General features: G+C 58.8%; 18 protein-coding genes. 16 read left to right on the forward strand and 2 right to left on the reverse strand.

Going from position 1 to position 18182, the window contains the following annotated elements; genetic code table 11:
• Window positions 1-7: 7 nt before the first annotated feature.
• From flhA to JL015_RS10670, 14 genes are all read left to right on the forward strand, one after another.
• Entirely contained in the window at window positions 8-2137 is a 2130-nt protein-coding gene (gene flhA, locus JL015_RS10605) for a flagellar biosynthesis protein FlhA (RefSeq protein WP_201004696.1), read from the forward strand.
• An 11-nt stretch (window positions 2138-2148) separates the two neighbouring features.
• Window positions 2149-3477: a flagellar biosynthesis protein FlhF gene (gene flhF, locus JL015_RS10610; protein WP_201004695.1), complete on the forward strand. Its 1329-nt coding sequence runs from the start codon at window positions 2149-2151 to the stop codon at window positions 3475-3477.
• A 115-nt stretch (window positions 3478-3592) separates the two neighbouring features.
• Window positions 3593-4426: a flagellar synthesis regulator FleN gene (fleN, locus tag JL015_RS10615; protein WP_201004694.1), complete on the forward strand. Its 834-nt coding sequence runs from the start codon at window positions 3593-3595 to the stop codon at window positions 4424-4426.
• A complete protein-coding gene (gene fliA / locus JL015_RS10620) occupies window positions 4423-5163 on the forward strand; it encodes an RNA polymerase sigma factor FliA (RefSeq protein WP_025260876.1) in 741 nt (246 codons plus the stop codon). Before fleN ends, fliA begins: the two co-directional genes overlap by 4 nt.
• Window positions 5164-5422: 259 nt before the next feature.
• Window positions 5423-5797, forward strand: a complete 375-nt coding sequence (locus JL015_RS10625) for a chemotaxis response regulator CheY (RefSeq protein WP_183134005.1) — start codon at window positions 5423-5425, stop codon at window positions 5795-5797.
• 19 nt (window positions 5798-5816) lie between these two features.
• On the forward strand, window positions 5817-6602 hold the full coding sequence (locus JL015_RS10630) for a protein phosphatase CheZ (protein WP_201004693.1): 786 nt from the start codon (window positions 5817-5819) through the stop codon (window positions 6600-6602).
• A 33-nt stretch (window positions 6603-6635) separates the two neighbouring features.
• Window positions 6636-8912 carry a chemotaxis protein CheA gene (locus JL015_RS10635; RefSeq protein WP_201018443.1) on the forward strand — a complete coding sequence of 759 codons (2277 nt, stop codon included), beginning with the start codon at window positions 6636-6638 and terminating at the stop codon, window positions 8910-8912.
• Between the two features lie 51 nt (window positions 8913-8963).
• Entirely contained in the window at window positions 8964-10115 is a 1152-nt protein-coding gene (locus JL015_RS10640; RefSeq protein WP_201018444.1) for a protein-glutamate methylesterase/protein-glutamine glutaminase, read from the forward strand.
• Entirely contained in the window at window positions 10115-10855 is a 741-nt protein-coding gene (locus tag JL015_RS10645; protein WP_201004690.1) for a flagellar motor protein, read from the forward strand. The genes JL015_RS10640 and JL015_RS10645 overlap by 1 nt, the downstream gene beginning before the upstream one ends.
• A gap of 6 nt (window positions 10856-10861) precedes the next feature.
• On the forward strand, window positions 10862-11749 hold the full coding sequence (gene motD, locus JL015_RS10650; protein WP_201004689.1) for a flagellar motor protein MotD: 888 nt from the start codon (window positions 10862-10864) through the stop codon (window positions 11747-11749).
• A gap of 46 nt (window positions 11750-11795) precedes the next feature.
• Complete coding sequence (locus tag JL015_RS10655; RefSeq protein WP_201004687.1) at window positions 11796-12584, forward strand: ParA family protein; 789 nt, start codon at window positions 11796-11798, stop codon at window positions 12582-12584.
• 102 nt (window positions 12585-12686) lie between these two features.
• Window positions 12687-13577 (forward strand): CheW domain-containing protein, encoded by an 891-nt coding sequence (locus JL015_RS10660; RefSeq protein ID WP_201018445.1) that lies wholly within the window; start codon window positions 12687-12689, stop codon window positions 13575-13577.
• Window positions 13578-13634: 57 nt separating this feature from the next.
• Window positions 13635-14114, forward strand: coding sequence for a chemotaxis protein CheW (locus JL015_RS10665; protein ID WP_025260867.1), 480 nt, complete (start codon window positions 13635-13637; stop codon window positions 14112-14114).
• Window positions 14115-14519 (forward strand): DUF2802 domain-containing protein, encoded by a 405-nt coding sequence (locus JL015_RS10670; protein WP_201018446.1) that lies wholly within the window; start codon window positions 14115-14117, stop codon window positions 14517-14519.
• 178 nt (window positions 14520-14697) lie between these two features.
• Here JL015_RS10670 and JL015_RS10675 read toward each other — a convergent pair whose 3' ends face one another.
• Entirely contained in the window at window positions 14698-15018 is a 321-nt protein-coding gene (locus JL015_RS10675) for an EscU/YscU/HrcU family type III secretion system export apparatus switch protein (RefSeq protein WP_201018447.1), read from the reverse strand.
• Window positions 15018-16622, reverse strand: coding sequence for a flagellar hook-length control protein FliK (gene fliK, locus JL015_RS10680; protein ID WP_201018448.1), 1605 nt, complete (start codon window positions 16620-16622; stop codon window positions 15018-15020). Before fliK ends, JL015_RS10675 begins: the two co-directional genes overlap by 1 nt.
• Window positions 16623-16809: 187 nt before the next feature.
• On the opposite strand from fliK, the gene ccmA reads away from it, so the two are divergent.
• Both ccmA and ccmB read left to right on the forward strand, forming a co-directional pair.
• A complete protein-coding gene (gene ccmA / locus JL015_RS10685; RefSeq protein ID WP_201018449.1) occupies window positions 16810-17451 on the forward strand; it encodes a cytochrome c biogenesis heme-transporting ATPase CcmA in 642 nt (213 codons plus the stop codon).
• The gene (gene ccmB / locus JL015_RS10690; protein ID WP_025260862.1) at window positions 17448-18119 is read left to right on the forward strand and encodes a heme exporter protein CcmB; all 672 of its coding nucleotides are present in this window, start codon (window positions 17448-17450) and stop codon (window positions 18117-18119) included. Before ccmA ends, ccmB begins: the two co-directional genes overlap by 4 nt.
• Window positions 18120-18182: the final 63 nt, after the last annotated feature.

The following is an 18182-nucleotide window of genomic DNA, read 5'->3' on the forward strand; positions in this document are numbered from 1 at the left end:
AAGAACAGTGGATCGCTCTCAGATAATCAGTAGCGCACGTAGCAACCTTGCCGGCTTTGGTCGTGGGCAACTGGGCGTCCCGCTGTTGTTGCTGGTCATGATGGCAATGATGATGTTGCCCATACCGCCTTTCCTGCTGGACGTGTTCTTCACGTTCAACATTGCATTGTCCATCGTCGTTCTGCTGGTCTGCGTCTACGCCTTGCGACCACTGGATTTCTCGGTTTTCCCGACCATTCTGCTGGTCGCCACATTGCTGCGTCTGGCACTGAACGTGGCGTCCACCCGTGTGGTCATGCTCCATGGTCAGGATGGTCATGCTGCTGCGGGCAAGGTGATCCAGGCCTTCGGTGAAGTGGTCATCGGTGGTAACTACGTGGTTGGTATCGTGGTGTTCGCGATCCTGATGATCATCAACTTCGTGGTAATCACCAAGGGTGCCGGGCGTATCTCCGAAGTCAGTGCGCGGTTCACCCTCGATGCGATGCCGGGCAAGCAGATGGCAATCGACGCCGACCTCAACGCCGGTCTGATCGATCAGCCAGAAGCCAAGCGCCGTCGTGCCGAAGTGGCCCAGGAAGCCGAGTTCTACGGCTCCATGGACGGTGCCAGCAAATTCGTGCGCGGTGATGCGATTGCGGGTCTGCTGATTCTGTTCATCAACCTTATCGGCGGCATGCTGGTGGGTATCTTCCAGCACAACATGACTTTTGCCGATGCGGGGCGTGTGTACACGCTGTTGACCATCGGTGACGGTTTGGTGGCGCAATTGCCATCACTGCTGTTGTCCACTGCTGCGGCGATCATGGTGACCCGTGCTTCCGGTTCGGAAGAAATGGGCAAGATGATCAATCGCCAGATGTTCACCTCTCACAAGGCCCTGGCCGTATCGGCAGCGATCATGATTGTCATGGGTCTGGTGCCGGGCATGCCGCACTTCTCCTTCATCAGCCTGGGTCTGGTGGCGGGCGGTGCAGCCTACTGGCTGTGGAAGAAGCAGAACATGGCAAAGGTCGAGGCCTTGGCTGAGGTTCAGCGCCAGCAGGAACTGCTGCCGTCGCCAACCCGCGTTCAGGACTCCAAGGAGCTTGGCTGGGATGATGTGACCCCTATCGACATCATCGGTCTGGAAGTCGGGTATCGCCTGATTCCGCTGGTGGATCGCAACCAGGGTGGTCAACTGCTGGCGCGTATCAAGGGTGTGCGCAAGAAGCTCTCTCAGGAACTGGGCTTCCTGATGCCGACCGTACACATTCGCGACAACCTGGATCTGGCGCCCAGCGCCTATCGTTTGACGCTCATGGGCGTAATTCTGGCCGAAGCCGAGATTTATCCTGATCGCGAACTGGCGATCAACCCGGGTCAGGTGTTTGGCACGCTCAACGGCATTACTGCCAGAGATCCGGCATTCGGTCTTGAGGCGGTCTGGATCGAAATCAGCCAGCGCAGCCAGGCTCAGTCACTGGGTTACACGGTGGTGGATGCCAGTACTGTGGTGGCAACGCACCTCAACCAGATTCTCTACAAGCACTCCCACGAGCTGATCGGGCACGAAGAAGTGCAGCAATTGATGCAATTGCTGGCCAAAAGCTCACCCAAACTCGCTGAAGAGCTGGTGCCTGGCGTTCTTTCGCTGTCGGCGTTGCTCAATGTGTTGCAGGCGCTGCTGGCTGAACACGTACCTGTGCGTGATATCCGCAGCATTGCCGAAGCCATCGCGAACAACGCTGGCAAGAGTCAAGATACCGCCGCTTTGGTGGCGGCCGTGCGGGTCGGTTTGAGCCGCGCAATCGTGCAAAGCATTGTAGGGATTGAGCCGGAGCTGCCTGTGATCACACTGGAGCCAAGGTTGGAACAAATATTGCTCAATAGTTTGCAGAAGGCTGGTCAGGGTCAGGAAGAAGGCGTTCTTCTTGAACCGAGCATGGCTGAAAAGCTTCAGCGTTCGTTGATTGAGGCCGCCCAGCGTCAGGAGATGCAAGGGTCGCCGGTAATTCTGTTGGTAGCGGGCCCCATCCGGGCCATGCTGTCACGATTTGGACGATTGGCTGTACCGAACATGCATGTTCTGGCGTATCAGGAAATTCCTGACAATAAGCAAGTCACCATCGTAGCGACTGTCGGGCCTAACGGCTGAGGTAGTGAGTCATGCAAGTTAAGCGTTTTTTCGCCGCCGATATGCGTCAAGCCATGAAGTTGGTTCGCGATGAGCTGGGCGCCGAGGCAGCCATCATTGGCAATCGCCGCATCGCCGGTGGTGTCGAGCTGACTGCCGCTCTGGACTACAAGCTGTCCGCGTTGGCGCCTCGTGTGCCGAACATGGAGCTTGAGGACGAACTGCGCAAGACTCAGTCGCGCATCGTTTCCGCTCAGGCCGAACTGGACAACCGCGGTGACAGTGATGCTTCGATCAATCGCCAGCTGTTCTCCGGCATGCCGCTCAACGCCCTCGATAAACATATCGAACCGACGCTCGAAGAGCCGCCGCGCCCGTTTGCCCAGGCACCAGCACCCGCTGTAGAGCCGGCAGTCGGTCAGCGCGCCTACGACTCCATGCGTCACGAATTGAATGGTCTGCGCGAGCTGCTGGAAGTCCAGCTCGGCTCCCTGGCCTGGAATCAACTGCAAGGCAGCCGTCCGCAGCAGGCCAGCCTGTGGCGTCGTCTGCAGCGCGTCGGTCTGTCCGGCCCGCTGTCGCGTGACCTGCTGGCGATGATCCCGGAAATCGACGAGCCACGTCAGGCCTGGCGCATGTTGCTGGCTCACCTGGCACGAATGATTGCCGTGCCTGACGTCGAACCGCTCGAAGAAGGTGGCGTGATCGCCATGGTCGGCCCTGCCGGCATGGGCAAGACCACGACCCTCGCCAAGCTGGCGGCTCGTTATGTTCTCAAGTACGGCCCGCAGAATATCGCGCTGGTCAGCATGGACAGTTTCCGTATCGGTGCCCAGGAGCAGCTCAAGACTCTGGGGCGCATCCTCAATGTTCCGGTTACCCACGTCGATCCGGGCCAGTCATTGGCCCAGGCGCTGGAGCCGCTGCTGCGCAAGCGCGTGGTGCTGATCGATACCGCCGGCCTGCAGGCCAGTGATCCGGCCTTGCGCATGCAGCTGGAAAGCCTCGCCGGACGTGGCATACGTGCCCGCAACTACCTGGTGCTGGCGACAACCAGCCAGAAGCAGGTACTGACTGCGGCCTATCACAGTTACAAGCGTTGTGGTTTGGCAGGTTGCATCCTGACCAAGCTTGATGAAACCGCAAGCCTCGGAGAAGTGTTGAGCCTTGCGATTGGCCATGAATTACCTGTGGCTTATTTGACGGATGGACCACGTATTCCTGATGACTTGCACCTGCCGCGTCGCCACCAGTTGGTGAGCCGCGCAGTCAGCGTGCAAATGCAGGATGAGCCGAGCGAGGAAGCGATGGCCGATATGTTTGCCGACCTCTATCACACCCCTGGCAAGAGAGTGGGGTAACTGATGGATATTACTGGAATGTCCCTGCATCAATGGTCTGCCAGGCATTGTTCGTTCGCGAACGTGCAGCCCGTAATGTGGTTTCGGTCTACGCAAGACAAGGTAAAGAAATAACATGGGCAGCATGCATCCCGTACAGGTTATCGCAGTGACCGGTGGCAAAGGTGGCGTCGGTAAGACTAACGTGTCAGTGAACCTTTCACTGGCCCTGGCCGAACTCGGCCGGCGCGTCATGCTGCTCGATGCCGACCTTGGTCTGGCCAATGTCGATGTTCTGCTGGGCCTCACGCCCAAGCGCACGCTGGCTGACGTCATCGAGGGCCGTTGCGACCTGCGCGATGTCCTGTTGCAGGGGCCGGGCGGTGTGCGCATCGTGCCTGCGGCGTCCGGCACCCAGAGCATGGTCCATCTTTCAGCAGCCCAGCATGCCGGTCTTATCCAGGCGTTCAGCGAGATTGGCGACAACCTCGATGTGCTGGTGATCGACACCGCTGCCGGTATCGGCGAGTCGGTTGTCAGCTTCGTGCGCGCAGCGCAGGAAGTATTGCTGGTGGTCTGCGATGAGCCTACCTCGATTACCGACGCCTACGCGCTTATCAAGCTGCTTAACCGCGACTACGGCATGAACCGTTTTCGCGTTCTGGCCAATATGGCCCAGAGCCCACAGGAAGGGCGCAATCTGTTCGCCAAACTGACGAAAGTGACTGATCGCTTCCTTGATGTGGCTCTGCAATATGTCGGTGCCGTTCCTTACGACGAGTGTGTTCGCAAGGCGGTTCAGAAGCAGCGCGCTGTTTACGAGGCGTTTCCACGCTCCAAATGCGCACTGGCTTTCAAGGCCATTGCCCAGAAGGTTGATACCTGGCCGTTGCCGGCCAACCCGCGTGGTCATCTGGAGTTCTTCGTCGAACGACTTGTTCACCAGACCAGTGCGGGGCCTGTTCAATGACAGCGAGCGGCTTTCAAATGTACAGCAAGGCTTCCAGGAATTCGCAGTACGAACTCATCGAGCGTTACGCGCCGTTGGTCAAGCGTATTGCCTACCACTTGCTGGCGCGTCTGCCTGCCAGTGTGCAGGTTGAAGATCTGATCCAGGCCGGCATGATCGGCTTGCTGGAAGTTTCTACCAAGTACGACTCCACCAAGGGTGCGAGTTTCGAGACTTATGCCGGGATTCGTATCCGCGGTGCCATGCTCGATGAAGTGCGCAAGGGTGACTGGGCGCCACGTTCGGTGCATCGCAATACGCGCATGGTGAGTGACGCAATTCGCGCAATTGAAGCAAAAACCGGTCGTGACGCTAAAGATCATGAGGTTGCTGCCGAACTCCAGTTAAGTCTCGATGATTATTATGGGATTTTGAATGATACCTTAGGCAGCCGTCTCTTCAGCTTCGACGACCTTTTGCAGGACGGCGACCATGAAGGGTTGCATGAGGACGGCGCAAGCGGCTCGCTCGAACCGTCGCGTGACCTGGAAGATGAGCGTTTCCAGGCAGCGCTGGCAGATGCAATCGCCAACTTGCCGGAGCGTGAGCGGCTGGTATTGGCGCTGTACTATGACGAAGAGCTGAACCTCAAGGAAATCGGTGAGGTGCTTGGGGTCAGCGAGTCGCGGGTCAGCCAGTTACACAGCCAGTGCGCAGCTCGTTTGCGAGGGCGTTTGGGGGAGTGGCGAGCGCGTTGATGGGCGATTTGTGACTTGCAAGAGTCTCAGGTTGTCGCAAGCCGGCTGTGCAGAGCGTTACGTGGTATCAGGATAGACAAGGCAGGAGCCTGTTCGGACAGAGCCTATGGCCTGCTGGTTCAGGTTTCTGTTTTGTTGTTTTGCCAAGCCCGTCGTCGTTTTCGTACAGCCGGGGGTGTGCTGTGCCAGTATTGAGTGAACAGCGTGTTCAGGTGCTGAATGCGTTAAAGACTGCTTGGAGGTCGAATTGGACAAGAACATGAAAATCCTCATCGTTGATGACTTCTCAACGATGCGGCGGATCATAAAAAATCTGTTGCGTGACCTGGGGTTCACCAACACATCCGAAGCGGACGACGGCATCACTGCCTTGCCGATGCTTCAAAGCGGTTCCTTTGACTTTCTGGTGACTGACTGGAACATGCCTGGCATGACCGGTATCGATCTGTTGCGTCAGGTGCGTCAGGATGAGCGTCTCAAAAGTCTCCCGGTACTGATGGTGACCGCTGAAGCCAAGCGTGAGCAGATCATTGAAGCTGCCCAGGCTGGTGTGAACGGTTACGTCGTGAAACCGTTCACGGCCCAAGTGCTGCAAGAGAAGATCGAAAAGATCTTTGAACGCGTCAACAGCTGATGCATGCCGCGAGGGCGCTATGGACAACAACGATTCACTGGGTGACTTCGAGTCAACCCTGAAGAAACACGCGCAGGAACTGGTTGCCAGCCTTGAAAAAGGCCGCTTCGGTGATGCCGTGCAATTGATCCATGAGCTCAACCAGGCTCGTGACCGTGGCCTGTATCAGGAAGTCGGCAAGCTGACTCGCGAACTGCATAGTGCGATCGTCAATTTTCATATTGACCCGAACATGCCGCAAGCCGAAGAAGTGTCGCAGATCACTGATGCCGCCGATCGTCTGTCGTATGTTGTACGACTGACCGAGAATGCGGCCAACCGCACGATGGACCTGGTAGAGCAGAGCACGCCGCTGATGAACGGGCTGAGCGAAGATGCCAAGTCGCTGAGCGCGGACTGGGGGCGTTTCATGCGTCGGGAAATCGGTGCCGAAGAGTTTCGTGATCTGGCCAAGCGTGTCGACGGTTTCCTGTCCCGTACCGAATCCGAAGCTCATACCGTTGCCAGCCATCTCAATGACATTCTGCTGGCCCAGGATTATCAGGATCTTACCGGTCAGGTGATCAAGCGCGTTACGCAGCTGGTCACTGAAGTCGAAAGCAATCTGCTCAAACTGGTCCTCATGGCCAGTCATGTCGACCGCTTTGCGGGCATCGAACATGACGAAAAAGCGATCCTTGCTGAAAAAGATCCTAAAAAACATATCACGCAGGGTGAAGGTCCGCAGATTCATGCCGATAAACGTGAAGACGTCGTATCCGGACAGGATGATGTAGACGATCTGCTATCGAGCCTTGGCTTCTAGGTCTGTTGACGGTTAATTTTAGGGAGCACCCCAATGAGCTTCGGCGCCGATGAAGAGATCCTTCAGGATTTTCTGGTAGAGGCCGGCGAAATTCTGGAGCAGTTGTCTGAACAGTTGGTCGAGCTGGAAAGCCGACCAGATGATGCGGATCTGCTCAATGCAATTTTTCGCGGTTTTCACACTGTAAAAGGGGGCGCCGGCTTCCTCCAGCTCCATGAGCTGGTGGAGTGCTGCCACATCGCCGAAAACGTGTTCGACATCCTTCGCAAGGGTGAGCGCCGCGTTGACGCCGAATTGATGGACGTGGTCCTTGAAGCTCTGGATACAGTCAACAGCATGTTCGGTCAGGTGCGCGAGCGGACCGACCTTACGCCTGCGACTCCAGAACTGCTGGCTGCGCTGTCGCGTCTTGCAGAGCCACAGTCGGCTCAGCAGGCCGAGGAGGCTCCACCTCCACCACCTCCTGTGGTCGAGGCGGCTCCCGTCGAGCCAGCTGCAAGCGATGACATCACTGACGCCGAGTTCGAGCACCTGCTCGACACCATGAGCGCGGCCAAGGCTGATGCAGCGCCTGCTGCAGCTGCGGCAGCTCCTGCGGCCAGCGATGAAATCACCGATCAGGAATTCGAGTCGCTGCTCGATCAGTTGCATGGCAAGGGCCAGTTTGCGCCTGATGCCGTTGCTGCGCCTGCACCCGCTCCAGTAGCGGCTGCCCCGGCCAGTGGCGCTGCACCTGCCAGCGATGAAATTACCGACGACGAATTTGAAGCCTTGCTCGATCAATTGCATGGCAAGGGTTCCTTCGATGGCGGTGTCGCTGCGGCTCCGGTTGCTGCAACGGCTGCACCTGCCAAGGCTGCGGCAGCTCCTGCTGCGGCGGCCTCCGATGAAATCACCGATACCGAGTTCGAGAGCCTGCTCGATGAACTGCACGGCAAGGGCAAGTTCGAGCCTCAAGCCGTTGCCGGTAATGTGGCGGCAGCCGCTGCGCCTCCGCCACCACCTGCTGCGGCAGCCAAGCCGGCTCCCGCTCCCGCTCCCGCACCTGCTGCCAAACCGGCCGCGCCTGCTGCTCCGGCTCCTGCCCCGGCACGCGCACCTGCTGCTGGCGGTGCGTCCGAAAAGCCTGTGGCGTCCGAAGCGGAAACCACCGTACGGGTCGATACCGCGCGCCTGGACGAGATCATGAACATGGTCGGCGAACTGGTGCTGGTGCGTAACCGTCTGGTTCGCCTGGGTCTCAACAGTGGCGATGAAGCCATGTCCAAGGCTGTGTCGAACCTGGATGTGGTGACTGCCGACTTGCAGACTGCGGTGATGAAAACCCGCATGCAGCCGATCAAGAAAGTCTTCGGTCGCTTCCCGCGACTGGTTCGCGATCTGGCGCGTCAGCTCAAGAAAGAGATCAACCTGGAGCTGGTTGGTGAAGAAACCGACCTGGACAAGAACCTCGTAGAGGCGCTTGCCGACCCGTTGGTCCACTTGGTGCGCAACGCGGTCGACCACGGTATCGAAACTCCCGAAGAACGCGAAGCCTCAGGCAAGTCCCGTGGCGGTCGTGTGATTCTTTCGGCCGAACAGGAAGGTGACCATATCCTGTTGTCGATCTCCGACGACGGCAAGGGGATGGACCCTAACGTTCTGCGCGGCATCGCTGTGAAGCGTGGCGTGATGGACAAGGATGCTGCCGACCGCCTGAGCGACACCGATTGCTACAACCTGATCTTCGCTCCAGGTTTTTCGACCAAATCCGAGATTTCCGATATCTCCGGACGCGGTGTGGGCATGGACGTGGTGAAAACCAAGATTGCCCAGCTCAACGGTACGATCAACATCTACTCCACCAAGGGCCAGGGCTCCAAGATTGTCATCAAGGTGCCTTTGACCCTGGCAATCATGCCGACCCTGATGGTGATGCTGGGCAACCAGGCCTTTGCCTTCCCGTTGGTCAACGTCAACGAAATCTTCCACCTGGACCTGTCGACTACCAACGTCGTCGATGGTCAGGAAGTCGTGATCGTGCGTGACAAGGCCTTGCCACTGTTCTACCTCAAGCGCTGGCTGATCAGCTCTGCCGCTTACGAAGAACAGCATGAAGGCCATGTGGTGATCCTTTCGGTTGGCACCCAGCGTATCGGCTTTGTGGTCGATCAACTGGTCGGTCAGGAAGAAGTGGTTATCAAACCGCTGGGCAAGATGTTGCAAGGTACGCCAGGCATGTCGGGCGCCACCATCACCGGTGACGGTCGCATCGCCTTGATTCTGGATGTACCGAGCATGCTCAAGCGTTACGCCGCACGGCGTATTTGATTCTGGGGTAGCGGGCAGCACATGCTGCCTGCTGCGCCTATTGGAGTGTTTATGGCAGTCAAGGTCCTGGTGGTGGATGATTCCGGTTTCTTCCGCCGCCGCGTATCGGAAATTCTTTCTTCGGACCCCAACATCCAGGTCGTCGGTACGGCGACAAATGGCAAGGAAGCAATCGAACAGGCTCTGGCGCTAAAGCCTGATGTGATCACCATGGACTACGAAATGCCGATGATGGATGGCATTACGTCGGTTCGACACATCATGCAGCGCATCCCGACCCCGGTCCTGATGTTCTCTTCACTGACCCATGAAGGTGCCCGCGTTACGCTGGATGCCCTGGACGCCGGTGCGGTGGACTTCCTGCCCAAGAATTTCGAAGACATTTCGCGTAACCCGACGAAGGTCAAGCAACTGCTGTGCGAGAAGATCAACAGCATCGCGCGCAGCAATCGTCGTTTCAGTGGTGTAAGTGCGCCAGCGGCACCTGCTGCGGCAGCGCCGGCTCCGGCCGCTGCGCCGGGCCGTGCTCCTGCGCCTGCCGCCCGCACCGTGCCATCGCGCACTGCCGCGGCTCCGGCCGCCCATGCGCCAGCTCATCACGCGCCTGCGCCGCATGCTCATTCGGGCGCGCCCAAGCGCAAAGCCTACAAGCTGGTAGCAATTGGTACGTCTACCGGTGGCCCGGTTGCGTTGCAGCGAGTCCTGACTCAATTGCCTGCCAATTTTCCGGCACCGCTGGTCTTGATTCAGCATATGCCGGCAGCGTTTACCAAGGCTTTTGCCGAGCGTCTGGACAAGCTGTGCAACATCAGCGTCAAGGAAGCCGAGGATGGCGACATCCTGCGTCCGGGTCTGGCGTTACTGGCGCCCGGTGGCAAGCAGATGATGGTGGATGGCCGCGGCACGGTGAAAATCCTGCCGGGTGACGAACGCCTCAATTACAAACCCTGCGTGGACATCACGTTCGGTTCGGCTGCCAAGTCCTATGGTGACAAGGTGCTGGCCGTAGTGTTGACCGGCATGGGTGCCGATGGCCGTGAAGGTGCCCGCCTGCTCAAGCAGGGCGGCAGCAGCATCTGGGCGCAGGATGAGGCGAGCTGCGTGATCTACGGCATGCCAATGGCGATTGTCAAAGCCGATCTGGCAGATGCGATCTACAGCCTGGACGATATCGGCAGGCATCTGGTCGAGGCCTGTATCTGATGGATGTATTGAGTCTTATCGGTCTTATCCTGGCGTTCGTTGCGATCATCGGCGGTAACTTTCTCGAAGGTGGACACCTGAGTGCCCTGGTCAACGGTCCGGCAGCCTTGATCGTGCTGGGCGGTACTCTGGGTGCTTCGCTGTTGCAGTCGCCGATGAGCTCTTTCAAGCGCGCCATGCAGATCGTGGGCTGGATTCTGTTCCCGCCACGCATCGATCTGGCGGGCGGCATCGACCGTGTCATTGCCTGGAGCCTGACAGCCCGCAAGGAAGGTCTGCTGGGGCTGGAGTCGGTTGCTGACACCGAACCCGACAACTATGCCCGCAAAGGCCTGCAATTGCTGGTGGACGGGGCAGAGCCTGAAGCGATTCGCAGCATTCTGGAAGTGGACTTCATTACCCAGGAAACTCGCGATATCCATGCTGCCAAGGTATTTGAAAGCATGGGCGGCTATGCGCCGACCGTGGGAATCATCGGCGCGGTCATGGGCCTGATCCATGTGATGGGCAACCTGGCTGATCCAAGCCAGTTGGGCAGCGGTATCGCCGTGGCTTTCGTGGCAACCATCTATGGCGTCGCGATTGCCAACCTGATCCTTTTGCCGGTGGCCAACAAGCTCAAGAACATTGCCCATCGTCAGGCCCGTTACCGGGAAATGCTGCTCGAAGGTCTGCTTTCCATTGCCGAGGGCGAGAACCCGCGCTCCATCGAACTCAAGCTGCAAGGCTTCATGGAGTAATGCCTCATGGCTCGACGTCGTCCGCCCGAAGAGCACGAGAATCATGAGCGTTGGCTGGTTTCCTATGCCGACTTCATTACCCTGCTGTTTGCCTTTTTCGTGGTGATGTACTCGATTTCGTCGATCAACGAAGGCAAGTACAAGATTCTGTCCCAGGCGCTGGTCGGTGTGTTCAACGACGCCGAGCGCACCATGAAACCCATTCCAATCGGCGAGCAGCGTCCGCAGAGCGTCACGCCTGCCGAGCCGTTGATCAAGGACAGCGAGCAGACCGATGCCGGTATCGGCCAGAAGTCCGATGACCCGCTACAGACCATCGCCAACGATGTGCGCGATGCCTTTGGCGATCTGATCAAGTCCGACCAGATGACCGTGCGCGGCAACGAGCTGTGGATCGAGATCGAACTCAATTCGAGCCTGTTGTTTGGCAGTGGTGATGCAATGCCCAGCGACAAGGCTTTCACCATCATTGAAAAGGTGGCAGGGATCGTCAAACGCTTCGACAACCCGATCCACGTAGAAGGTTTCACCGACGACCAGCCGATCAGCACGGCGCAGTACCCGACCAACTGGGAGCTGTCTTCGGCCCGTTCCGCGAGTATCGTGCGCATGCTGGCCATGGATGGAGTCAATCCTGCCAGGCTGGCTTCGGTGGGGTATGGCGAGTTCCAGCCGATTGCCACCAACAGCACAGCGTCGGGGCGTGCAAAGAACCGTCGCGTGGTGCTGGTCATTTCGCGTAATCTCGATGTACGGCGTAGTCTGACCAGTACCGGAACGGCCAATGCACAACCTGATGCGGCATTGAGGCGTGCTGGCACACAAACTGCACCTGTGCCAGCAAAGCCGCCGGTACGAGCGAACTCCGTCAATTCTCCGTCACCCGCCCTCTAGCAGTCGTTATCGATATGGTCGTCGTTGTGCGGAAGGAAAAACATCAATGAGAGTCTGGGCAGTAGCCAATCAAAAAGGTGGAGTCGGCAAGACCACTACGACCATTGCCCTGGCCGGATTACTGGCTGATGCGGGCAAGCGCGTGGTCGTGGTCGATCTGGACCCCCACGGCTCCATGACCAGTTACTTCGGGCACAACCCCGACGAGCTGGAGCACAGCGTCTTCGATCTGTTCCTGCACAAGGGCTCTGTTCCTGAAGGTTTGCCCGGTCAGTTGCTGTTGCCGACCAGCGATGAACGTATTTCCCTGTTGCCTTCCAGCACGGCTTTGGCCACGCTGGAGCGCCAGTCGCCCGGCCAGAGCGGCCTGGGGCTGGTCATCGCCAAGAGCCTTGCGCAGTTGTGGCAGGATTTTGACTATGCCTTGATCGACAGCCCGCCCTTGCTGGGTGTGTTGATGGTCAATGCCCTGGCTGCCAGCCAGCAGCTTGCCATTCCGGTCCAGACCGAGTTCCTGGCTGTCAAAGGCCTGGAGCGTATGGTCAACACCCTGGCGATGATCAATCGTTCGCGCAAGACACCGTTGCCGTACACCATCGTGCCAACCCTGTTCGACCGCCGGACCCAGGCATCCATGGGCACGCTCAAGTTGCTGCGCGACAGTTTTCCCGACCATGTCTGGAAAGCTTACGTGCCCGTCGATACCCGTCTGCGCGATGCCAGCAGGGCGGGTGTCACACCTTCGCAGAACGACGGCAAGAGCCGCGGTGTCATGGCTTACCGCGCACTGCTCAAACACATGCTCTCCGAGCAGCTTACGGCTCAGGTGGCTTGACGTGCGCCCTTATTCTTTCTGTGCAGCCCGCTCAAGTCAGGCCTCAATGCGGCCGATAACCTTAGCAGGTGGCACTCGCTCCATTTTTTGTTGGGCCCCGGTATGAACCGCCCTTTAGAAGTTGCTACACGACCAAAACTGGCATTGCAGTCGTATCTGGATGCCTTGCTTCAGGATGCCACTGAAGAACTGGAAGAACCGTCGGATACCATTGATGAGTTCCAGGCTGCAGTGCTCGAAGAGCAGGCACTGGATGCGCGCAGACAACAACAGGTCAAGCCCGTTGCTGTCGCTGTTGCGGCACCTGCTCCGGTGGCTGTCCCCGTAGCTGTGGCTGCGCCGGTTGTCGCGCCGGTCGTGACGCCTGTTGTGGTGCCGGCGCCGGTGGTGGTTGCCGAGGCTGTGGTTGCCGAAGTGGCAGTGCCTGTTGCCGTGCCGACGGTGGAAGTGGTCGAACCTGTCGTGCAGTTGAGTACTGCCGTCGGGCAACGCACGCCGACTCCGCCGCCAACCCGTGAGGGTCGTCCGGCCTGGGCTGAAGAGCCTTTCGAGTGCCTGTTGTTTGATGTAGCGGGTTTGACGTTGGCCGTACCGCTGATATGCCTGGGGTCGATCTATCCTCTGGCGGGCCAGGAATTGACACCGTTGTTCGGTCAGCCGGACTGGTTTCTCGGGATCCTGCCCAGTCAGGCAGGCAACCTGAAAGTATTGGATACAGCGCGCTGGATCATGCCTGATCGCTACCGCGACGATTTTCGCCAGGGATTGCAGTATGTGATCTCGGTTCAAGGCTACGAGTGGGGGCTGGCGGTGCATCAGGTCAGCCGTTCACTGCGCCTCGATCCGGCCGAGATCAAGTGGCGAGGCCATCGTGGTCAGCGTCCATGGCTGGCCGGGACAGTGATCGAGCATATGTGCGCGTTGGTAGATGTTGCAGAGTTGGCCGAGTTGATAGCCAGTGGCGCGGTCAAGCAGTTGAACAAATCGAAATAATCATGGGTTGGCGCCAGAGGCGTTGCCCGCAGAGTACACACGTGAGGGGTTAGGGGTATGAATAAGACGTCTGCACAAGGTTCCGAAGATCCTATCCTGCAGTGGGTGACTTTCCGTCTGGACAACGAGTCGTACGGCATCAATGTGATGCAGGTCCAGGAAGTGCTGCGTTACACCGAAATCGCTCCTGTACCGGGTGCGCCAAGCTATGTGTTGGGCATCATCAACCTGCGCGGTAACGTTGTGACCGTGATCGACACCCGTCAGCGCTTCGGCCTGGCTCCGGTGGAAGTCAGCGACAACACCCGTATCGTGATCATCGAAGCCGACAAGCAAGTCGTCGGTATTCTGGTCGACAGTGTGGCTGAAGTGGTTTACCTGCGTCAGTCTGAAGTCGAAACCGCGCCGAACGTGGGCAACGACGAAACGGCCAAGTTCATTCAGGGCGTCTGCAACAAGAACGGCGAACTGCTGATTCTGGTTGAGCTGGACAAGATGATGTCCGAGGAAGAGTGGTCCGAGCTGGAGAACATCTGATTGATTCTTGAGGCAGCAGTTGTCTTCCTGGGCATTCTCTGGGCTGTGACCCTGGGAATGTTCCTGGCCCATACCAAGCGTCAGCGGCTGCTTGATGCTGAACGTGATGCGGCCAGTGCCTTGCGGGACCAGCGGCTCCGGGAGTTGGCCAAGCGTGTGGACACCTTCCAGAACGGCACGGTGCGCATGGGGGAAGACCTGCATGAGTTGCGTGCGATGGTTGCACCTCTGCCTGACAAGCTCACGGCCCTTGAACAGCGCGATCCCTCCACGCTGTCCTTCGCCCAGGCTGCACGCCTGGTCGGCATGGGTGCAAGTGTCGATGAGCTGACTCAATCCTGCGGCCTGACCCAGGCCGAAGCGCAATTGATGAGCAAACTGCATCGCAACACTGCGGATCAGTAACCAGTCTGTAAGCCCTCGTCGCAGGCAAGCTCCCTCTCACATGGTCATTGCGCCTGATGTGGGAGGGGCCTTGGCCGCGACGACCTGCTTGAAGGCAACACATTTTCAGCGCACTTCAGAATGCTGTCGCGGCCAAGGCCCCTCCCACGGATTGTGCCCAGCCTATCCTTGAGGTTGTTTACCGAGGCGTGATATCGCGCTCGATGGGCGGGGCATCCGGGTCCTGGCCTGCGGGGAACTTGCCTTTGAGGTGCCAGGCAAACGCGATGATTTCGGCGATGGTCAGGTACAACTGCTCGGGAATGCTGTCACCCAGCTCCATGCGCGCCAGCAATTTGACCAGCTCGGCATTTTCGTAGATCGGGACTTCATGCTCCCGGGCAATCGCCAGAATCGCTTCCGCCAGTTGATCGTCGCCTTTGGCGCTCAGCGTCGGGGCCTTTTGGCCGTCGTAGGTCAGGGCGATGGCCTGACGAGGCATGTGGTCAGGTAGGCTCATCAGGCGTTCTCGTCGATCCAGCGTTGTTCAAGAGTGGTGCGCGGGCCTTGGGGTGGGGCTCCGTGGCTGCAAGCCAGTTCGCCTACTGCCAGACCACAGGCGATCAGCCGTTCACGCAGATAACCCAGTTCCTGGCCGATCAAGGCTGCACTGTTGGGGCGCTCGGCCCAGAGATGGCTGGACAGCGTGCCACTGATCAACTGCGCACTGACCTGCAAAGGCCCCAACGGCTCCAGATCGAACGCCAGCTCTATGCGCCAGAGCTTTTCCCGAGGCCCTTTGACTTCGTTGCTGTCCTGGTCCTCGGCGGTTTCCTGTTCCGGTGCGTCCTCACGCTGCATCTTGACCTGCAAAGGCACGATGTCATGGGCGTTGCGCATCGGCACTTCCATCTGCCAGGTGGTGACCTGCGTGCCGTCGGCATTGGTACGGGTCTGCTCCAGGCCGCCCAGTTGATGGCTTTGCAGGCGCGACACTGCCGCCGCTGCAAGTTTGAGGAGTATTTCCAGATCCTCTTCCTTGTCACCACCGCTTACATCGCGCGAGGGCAGGGGGAAGCTGGTCGGTTGCGGGCGCGGTGCTACCAGGCCCAGCGTGCCCAGGGCGTTGCGGATCGTGCTGGGGATGACTCGCGTCAGCATGTTGGAGGCAGCCGCCGCATTGTAAGAGGCGTTACCCGGCAGTTCGGGCAATATCTGGGCGATCAGGCGCATCAGGTTGGCCTTCATGTCCGGTGCCTGCATCGGGTTCAGGCCCGCCAGCAACTTGGCCTCCATGAACATGCCACTGGCATTGAGTGCCTGGACTACATTCCCCGATGTTCTCATCTGCTCGATATCGGGAATGCCGGCCAGCAACTGGTTGATACTGGCCTGCAATGGCGCGGGAATCGCTGTATTGCCGCGCGGCAGGTTTTGCAGAGCCGCAATCAGGTTTTCCAGCGAGCCCTGACGATTCTGTTGAGTGGCCAGTTGCTGCGCGACCGCCAGTTGATCGAGACGGCCGGGCAGGGGGACGAAGTTCAAGGACTGGTTGCCCTGCACCTGGGCGCTGAGCAGGCTGCCGACGGTCAATGGCTGCGGGCTCTCGATGGTCAGGCTGGCACCCGCCTGAGCGGTATTGAGCAGCATCACGATCGAGCGATAGACCTGCGGGTTGCCTGCGCCTGCCAAGGCTTGCCCCGCCAACTGGCTGACGACCTGGCTGGTCATGACCTTGCCTTGCAGCAGAGTCCCCACAGGTAACTGTTTAAGATCTATGCTGGTTTGCGAGTTTTTCAACGCATTGTTGATCTGCTGCAAGGTCAGCGTCAGTTCATTGGGCGAAGCTTGGGCTACTTGCAGGGTGGTGCCCGGTGTGAAGGGCAGGTTGCTGTTGACCGGCAGGTTGGTCTGACTGCCATTGCTGAGCATCAGCCTGAGCAGTAACTGGAATTGCTGGTTGACCTGTTTGAGGGTCAGCACCTCGGCTTCGGCGGTTTCACCTTCGGGCACGAGGTTTTCTGCCGCATTGAGCAACGTCAGGACCTGCGCCTGGGTAATTCCCGCCTTCAACAGAGCTGTAGCAGGTGTAGCGGCAGGAACGCTGGTGATATCGCCCGTCATTGAATCTCGACCTTGGAAGTTGCCCTCTTGGTATCAGGACACACATGTATAATGCCGGCCACGCATGGCCCGGAAATAAAGTTGCACCAATGTAACGGCCGTTTCAATGCCGACTTGAACCACCCTTTCTCTGTTTGCGCCCTGTACGTTATGCCTCACGACGTCAACGCAATGCTGGAAGCCATCGATGACCCTCGCGACCCCCCTTCTGGAAGCTGACAGTCTGTCTTGTGAACGTGACTGGCGCATGCTGTTCGAGCATTTCGAGCTGCGCCTCGATACGGGCGATATGGTACAGATCAGCGGCCCCAATGGCAGTGGCAAGACCAGCCTGCTGCGGTTGTTGTCCGGGCTGATGCAGCCCACGAGCGGGGAGGTTCGTCTCAATGGCCTGCCACTTGAGGGCCAGCGCGCCGAGCTTGCGCGTAACCTGCTGTGGATCGGCCATGCCGCCGGGATCAAGGACCTGCTGACACCGGTGGAAAACCTCAGCTGGCTCTGTGCCTTGCATCAGCCGGTGCAGGTCTGCGATATCTGGCAGGCACTCGACGCCGTCGGTTTGCGGGGTTTCGAGGATGTGCCGTGCCACACCCTGTCGGCCGGGCAGCAGCGGCGCGTCGCGCTGGCGCGTCTGTATCTGGCGGCGCCACCGATATGGATTCTCGACGAGCCTTTCACCGCCCTGGACAAACAGGGTGTCGCGCAACTGGAAAACCATCTGGCCCAACACTGTGAACAAGGCGGAATGATCGTCATGACCACCCATCACACACTGACCCGCATTCCGGCGGGTTATCGGGATATTGATCTGGGACAGTGGTCGGTATGAGCAATGTCTTTACCCTTCTGCTCGCCCGTGAGGCGCGTCTGCTTGTGCGTCGCCCGGCGGAGCTGCTCAACCCACTGGTTTTTTTCGCTATCGTGATTGCATTGTTCCCACTGGCGGTCGGCCCGCAGACTCAATTGTTGCAAACCTTGTCGCCAGGGCTGCTCTGGGTCGCTGCGCTTTTATCGGTCCTGCTCTCGCTGGACGGCCTGTTCCGCAGTGATTTCGAGGACGGATCACTGGAGCAATGGGTCCTTTCGCCACACCCTCTGGCGCTTCTTGTTCTGGCCAAAGTGCTGGCACACTGGGTTTTTTCCGGGCTGGCACTGGTATTGTTGGCGCCGTTGCTGGCGCTCATGCTCGGCCTGCCCACCCAATGCTTGCCGGTTCTGCTGTTTTCCCTGCTACTGGGAACGCCAGTGCTGAGTTTGCTGGGGGCAGTCGGAGCCGCACTGACAGTCGGTTTGAAGCGGGGTGGCCTGTTGCTCGCCTTGTTGATCCTGCCGCTGTATATCCCGGTACTGATCCTGGGCAGTGGCGCATTGCAAGCCGCACTGCAAGGCATGCCGGCAACCGGTTATCTACTCTGGCTTGGTAGCCTGACCGCTTTGGCTGTAACCCTGACACCCTTTGCAATAGCCGCCGGCCTGAAGATCAGCGTCGGCGAATAATTGAGGTTCTGAGGCTGGCAAATGCCGGCCATCAGTAAAAACCCGGGATACACCGTGATGAAA

Origin of the sequence: Pseudomonas cichorii (assembly GCF_015471405.1) — a bacterium.
GTDB classification, from domain to species: Bacteria; Pseudomonadota; Gammaproteobacteria; order Pseudomonadales; family Pseudomonadaceae; genus Aquipseudomonas; species Aquipseudomonas serbiensis.

What these genes read in the sequence shown, in the direction of transcription:
- JL015_RS10655 (WP_201004687.1), top strand. Translation starts at nt 11,796, where the DNA reads ATGAGAGTCTGGGCAGTAGCCAATCAAAAAGGTGGAGTCGGCAAGACC.
- motD (WP_201004689.1), top strand. Translation starts at nt 10,862, where the DNA reads ATGGCTCGACGTCGTCCGCCCGAAGAGCACGAGAATCATGAGCGTTGG.
- ccmA (WP_201018449.1), top strand. Translation starts at nt 16,810, where the DNA reads ATGACCCTCGCGACCCCCCTTCTGGAAGCTGACAGTCTGTCTTGTGAA.
- JL015_RS10630 (WP_201004693.1), top strand. Translation starts at nt 5,817, where the DNA reads ATGGACAACAACGATTCACTGGGTGACTTCGAGTCAACCCTGAAGAAA.
- JL015_RS10675 (WP_201018447.1), bottom strand. Translation starts at nt 15,018, where the DNA reads ATGAGCCTACCTGACCACATGCCTCGTCAGGCCATCGCCCTGACCTAC.
- JL015_RS10640 (WP_201018444.1), top strand. Translation starts at nt 8,964, where the DNA reads ATGGCAGTCAAGGTCCTGGTGGTGGATGATTCCGGTTTCTTCCGCCGC.
- fliA (WP_025260876.1), top strand. Translation starts at nt 4,423, where the DNA reads ATGACAGCGAGCGGCTTTCAAATGTACAGCAAGGCTTCCAGGAATTCG.
- fliK (WP_201018448.1), bottom strand. Translation starts at nt 16,622, where the DNA reads ATGACGGGCGATATCACCAGCGTTCCTGCCGCTACACCTGCTACAGCT.
- JL015_RS10635 (WP_201018443.1), top strand. Translation starts at nt 6,636, where the DNA reads ATGAGCTTCGGCGCCGATGAAGAGATCCTTCAGGATTTTCTGGTAGAG.
- JL015_RS10645 (WP_201004690.1), top strand. Translation starts at nt 10,115, where the DNA reads ATGGATGTATTGAGTCTTATCGGTCTTATCCTGGCGTTCGTTGCGATC.
- JL015_RS10625 (WP_183134005.1), top strand. Translation starts at nt 5,423, where the DNA reads ATGAAAATCCTCATCGTTGATGACTTCTCAACGATGCGGCGGATCATA.
- ccmB (WP_025260862.1), top strand. Translation starts at nt 17,448, where the DNA reads ATGAGCAATGTCTTTACCCTTCTGCTCGCCCGTGAGGCGCGTCTGCTT.
- flhF (WP_201004695.1), top strand. Translation starts at nt 2,149, where the DNA reads ATGCAAGTTAAGCGTTTTTTCGCCGCCGATATGCGTCAAGCCATGAAG.
- JL015_RS10660 (WP_201018445.1), top strand. Translation starts at nt 12,687, where the DNA reads ATGAACCGCCCTTTAGAAGTTGCTACACGACCAAAACTGGCATTGCAG.
- fleN (WP_201004694.1), top strand. Translation starts at nt 3,593, where the DNA reads ATGGGCAGCATGCATCCCGTACAGGTTATCGCAGTGACCGGTGGCAAA.
- JL015_RS10665 (WP_025260867.1), top strand. Translation starts at nt 13,635, where the DNA reads ATGAATAAGACGTCTGCACAAGGTTCCGAAGATCCTATCCTGCAGTGG.